This is a genomic window from Neisseria sicca VK64, from assembly GCF_000260655.1.
In the GTDB taxonomy this organism is placed as follows: Bacteria; Pseudomonadota; Gammaproteobacteria; order Burkholderiales; family Neisseriaceae; genus Neisseria; species Neisseria sicca_B.
Genome location: NZ_AJMT01000184.1, coordinates 1 through 3520, shown reverse-complemented (window position 1 = coordinate 3520; position 3520 = coordinate 1). Strand labels below are relative to the sequence as shown.

Below are 3520 nucleotides of genomic sequence, written 5' to 3'. Positions count from 1 at the left end.
CTTGAATGCGTCCGATTTTGTCGTAAACGTAATTAAGGACACCGCTTCTTTGGTCGGCGCTTTGGATCAGGTTGCCGGCTTTGTCGTAGGCGTAGCGGCGGTTGACGGCGCCGCCGGCCAGCGGGTTTTGTTTGCCGCGGGGTGTTGGTGTGCCACTCCAGACGGTACGCTGGCTTTTCAGACGACCCATGGGGTCGTAGTCGTACAGGCTGCTGATGCTGCCCTGGGTCCTTTGGATTTCGCGGTGCAGTTTGTCGCGTTCGATGTCGGTTATGACTTCGCCGTCGAGGCTGATTTGGTGCAGGTGTCCGCTGCCGTAGTACAGGTAATCGATATGGCGGCCGTCGGGCAGGATGGTGCGGATGCGGTTGCCCAACGGGTCGTATCGGTAGCCTACGGTGGCGCTTTGGCCGTTGTGGACGGTGGTTTCGCCGATGAGGCGATCGAGTTCGTCGTAGGCGAGTTCGACGCTGCTGTGGTGGTTGCGGGCTTTGGTCAGGTTGCCGGTAATCGGGTCGTAGTCGAAACGGGTGCGGCTGATGCCTTCGTCTTTGCTTTGTCCGTTGCGGCCGGAGACTTTGCGGCTTTGTTTTTCGATGAGTTGGCCGAGGATGTTGCGTTTGAACCGGTGGATGTGCCAAGTTTCGGGACGCTCTTTCAGACGACCTTCATTATTGCTTTGGCCGTATTCGGTCTGTTGGACCAGTTGTCCGGCGGCATCGTAACCGTAGGCGGTGATTTTGCCGTCCCAGCCGGTTTCTTGGATCAGGTTGTCGGTTCGGTCGTAATCGAGACGGTAGGTTTCGCCGTTTTCGTTGGTGAGGACGGTCAGACGGCGGGCTTTGTCGTAGGCGTAGGCGAAGGTATGGCCCAGCGCGTTGGTGCGTTTGAGCGGCAGTCCGTCCACCGCAAGTTCGTAGGCGGTTTTGGCACCGAGTCCGTCGATGTGGGCGGTCAGACGGTTGAGGCGGTCGTATTCGAAGGTTTCGTGACTGCCGTCGGGATAGTCGGTACGGACGGGGTTGCCCGCTGCGTCGTAGTGGTGGCGGGTGGTATGACCCAGCGCATCGGTAACGGTTTCGAGATCGCCGTATTCGGTGTAACCGAAACGGGTGGTTTCGCCGGTACAGTCGGTAAAGCAGACGAGTTGGTCGAGGGGGTCGTAGTGTAGGCGTCGGGTTTTGCCTAAGGCGTCGGTAATGGTTTCGGGCAGCCATCGGGCGTTGTAGCCGTAGCTTGTGGTGTAACCGGCGGGGTCGGTGATGCTGATGGCGATTTGGTAGGGGTCATCTGAAAGTCGGTTTTCAGACGACCTCTATGTCAACTGCTAATGAGATTGTTAAAGAACAAATGGTTCAGACGACCTCAAAGAAAATAGTGAGGTCGTCTGAAAAACAGAAACCGCGTGCGTGCATACCGTTCACACTCTACATCGGAATTAGAGGTTTCATTGGCTACAGCTTGCTAATCGCTTAAAAATTAAACATATTAAGCATTATAATTTAGATAATCTTTAATAAAATATTCAAAGCTATTCCAATGTTTGCTGAATTGTTTATTTTCTATGAACTTTTGAATATTAGGAGCCTCTACAAAAAAAACCTCGTCGGTATTTTTATCATATAAGATATAATCATCTAACTCATTATTTAATAACGAAAAATAATTATCAGGTAATCCAATATTTTTTCTCAAAATTTCTGTTTGGCTACTTGAAAAATCCTCTAAGTCCATTGCCAAATCAACCAAATATCCAATTTTTCCATAAATTTCATCACTATATGTTGACCAAAATTCAACAAAGTCATGATTTATTTTTCCAAACCCTAATCTTTTGAATAATTCACGATATTTATTTTGATTTTCTGGTAATATCCTACCAAATTCATCATCAAGATATTCTTTAAAATTAGTATCTAACATAACAAACCTCTTTGATATAAATATAAGTAAATTGACCTTAACATTTTCCAGCTTTTCTTCTGCGTCTTTTTTCTGCTTTCGCCCTATCTTTCCAATATTGCTTTCTATCCTTATCAAACGCATTTCTATCTACTGGGAAATATGGATGCTTACCGCTTCCATCAACTTTATAAGGATGCAAGGCATTTGTTCTATCATATTTACTATGCGTTGTTTTCGTCAATTCAAACAAAGCACCCCTAGCATCTTGTTTTGAGTGATGTAGATTGATAGATTTACCATCAGCCCCCAAAGGAGCTAACCCTTTAGATGCACGTTGTAAATTTGTCCTCCCTTTATTATCAACCATATCCCAATCTATTGCCTGTTGAAATACCGTATACGTTTGACCTGTTCCTTTAGATGGAGCTTGCCATGTAGTACGGGTGAATCTATTCAACCCTAAAATATCAATCCACGTTTGCGCATTGGGTGCAAACCAATAAAGATTATCCCCTCCTAACAACCCAATCGGGTCCTGATTCACAAACCGACCCGCCTCTGGCTCGTAATAGCGCATCAGGTTGTAATGCAGCCCGGTCTCTTCATCATAATACTGGTTCTGCAATCTAAACGGCTGATGCGCGTTCTTGTACACCCGCTCATCCTTTTTCAGACGACCCCAGGCGGTGTATTCGCCGTACCACAACAGATTGCCGTTGATGTCGGTCATCTCGCGCGGTATGCCGATTTGGTCGTTGTGGAAATAGGCGAGGTATTGCGCTTCGTCTTGGTTGTTGTGGAAGACTTGCGCCAGCGGTTCGTAGCTGTCTTGGTCGGTGTAGATATAGGTGTAGCTGCCTTTGTAGGTGTACTCCTGAAGTAATCGTGTTCCGTCCCAGACGAAGTGGGTGCGTTTCGGAACGGTACTCGTCCAGGCGAGTTTGTCTTTTCTTTCCTTACTCAGTCTTCGCCCGAACGGGTCATAGGCATATTCCCAAATCTCGGTATTGCCGGCGGGCTTTTTGATTTCGGCGCGGACGAGCTGGTTTTCTAAATCGTATTGGTAATATTGGTTTTCGCCATTAGGCAGCTGGCGGTAGATCAGGTTGCCCAATGCGTCGTAGGTGTATTCGATGCCGTTGTATTCTTTGAGGCGGTTGCCGCTGACCGGGTTAGGGTGGGCAGGTAATTTCAGACGACCTTGAGTTTTGGGGTCGTCTGAAATCGGAGCGGTCGTTTTGCCCTCTCCCCAGCCCTCTCCCACGGGAGAGGGAGTAGATGTTGGGATGTCGAGGATGTTGTGGGCGGGGTCGAAGGCGAAGGTTTCGCTGCGGCCGGTTTGGCTGTTGCGGGCTTCTTGAATGCGTCCGATTTTGTCGTAGACGTAATTAAGGACGCCGCTTCTTTGGTCGGCGCTTTGGATCAGGTTGCCGGCTTTGTCGTAGGCGTAGCGGCGGTTGACGGCGCCGCCGACCAGCGGGTTTTGTTTGTTGTGAAGCGTTTGTGTGCCGCTCCAAACGGTACGCTGGCTTTTCAGACGACCCATGGGGTCGTAGTCGTACAGGCTGCTGATGCTGCCCTGGGTCCTTTGGATTTCGCGGTGCAGTTTGTCGCG

3 protein-coding genes and 1 pseudogene are annotated in these 3520 nt (G+C 49.4%); 1 reads left to right on the top strand and 3 read right to left on the bottom strand.

All coding sequences use genetic code 11. The features are described 5' to 3' along the window. Nucleotides 1-907 (bottom strand): annotated as a pseudogene (locus HMPREF1051_RS13680) (RHS repeat protein); the annotation flags it as partial. Here HMPREF1051_RS13680 and HMPREF1051_RS15595 point away from each other — a divergent pair. Beyond that, nucleotides 866-1171, top strand: a complete 306-nt coding sequence (locus HMPREF1051_RS15595; protein WP_419538018.1) for a hypothetical protein — start codon at nucleotides 866-868, stop codon at nucleotides 1169-1171. The pseudogene HMPREF1051_RS13680 and the gene HMPREF1051_RS15595 overlap by 42 nt on opposite strands. A gap of 317 nt (nucleotides 1172-1488) precedes the next feature. Here the strand turns inward: HMPREF1051_RS15595 and HMPREF1051_RS10650 are convergent, their stop codons facing one another. Then, entirely contained in the window at nucleotides 1489-1923 is a 435-nt protein-coding gene (locus HMPREF1051_RS10650; RefSeq protein ID WP_003768463.1) for a hypothetical protein, read from the bottom strand. Nucleotides 1924-1960: 37 nt separating this feature from the next. Further along, nucleotides 1961-3451, bottom strand: coding sequence for an RHS repeat-associated core domain-containing protein (locus HMPREF1051_RS10645; protein ID WP_419538019.1), 1491 nt, complete (start codon nucleotides 3449-3451; stop codon nucleotides 1961-1963). Nucleotides 3452-3520: the final 69 nt, after the last annotated feature.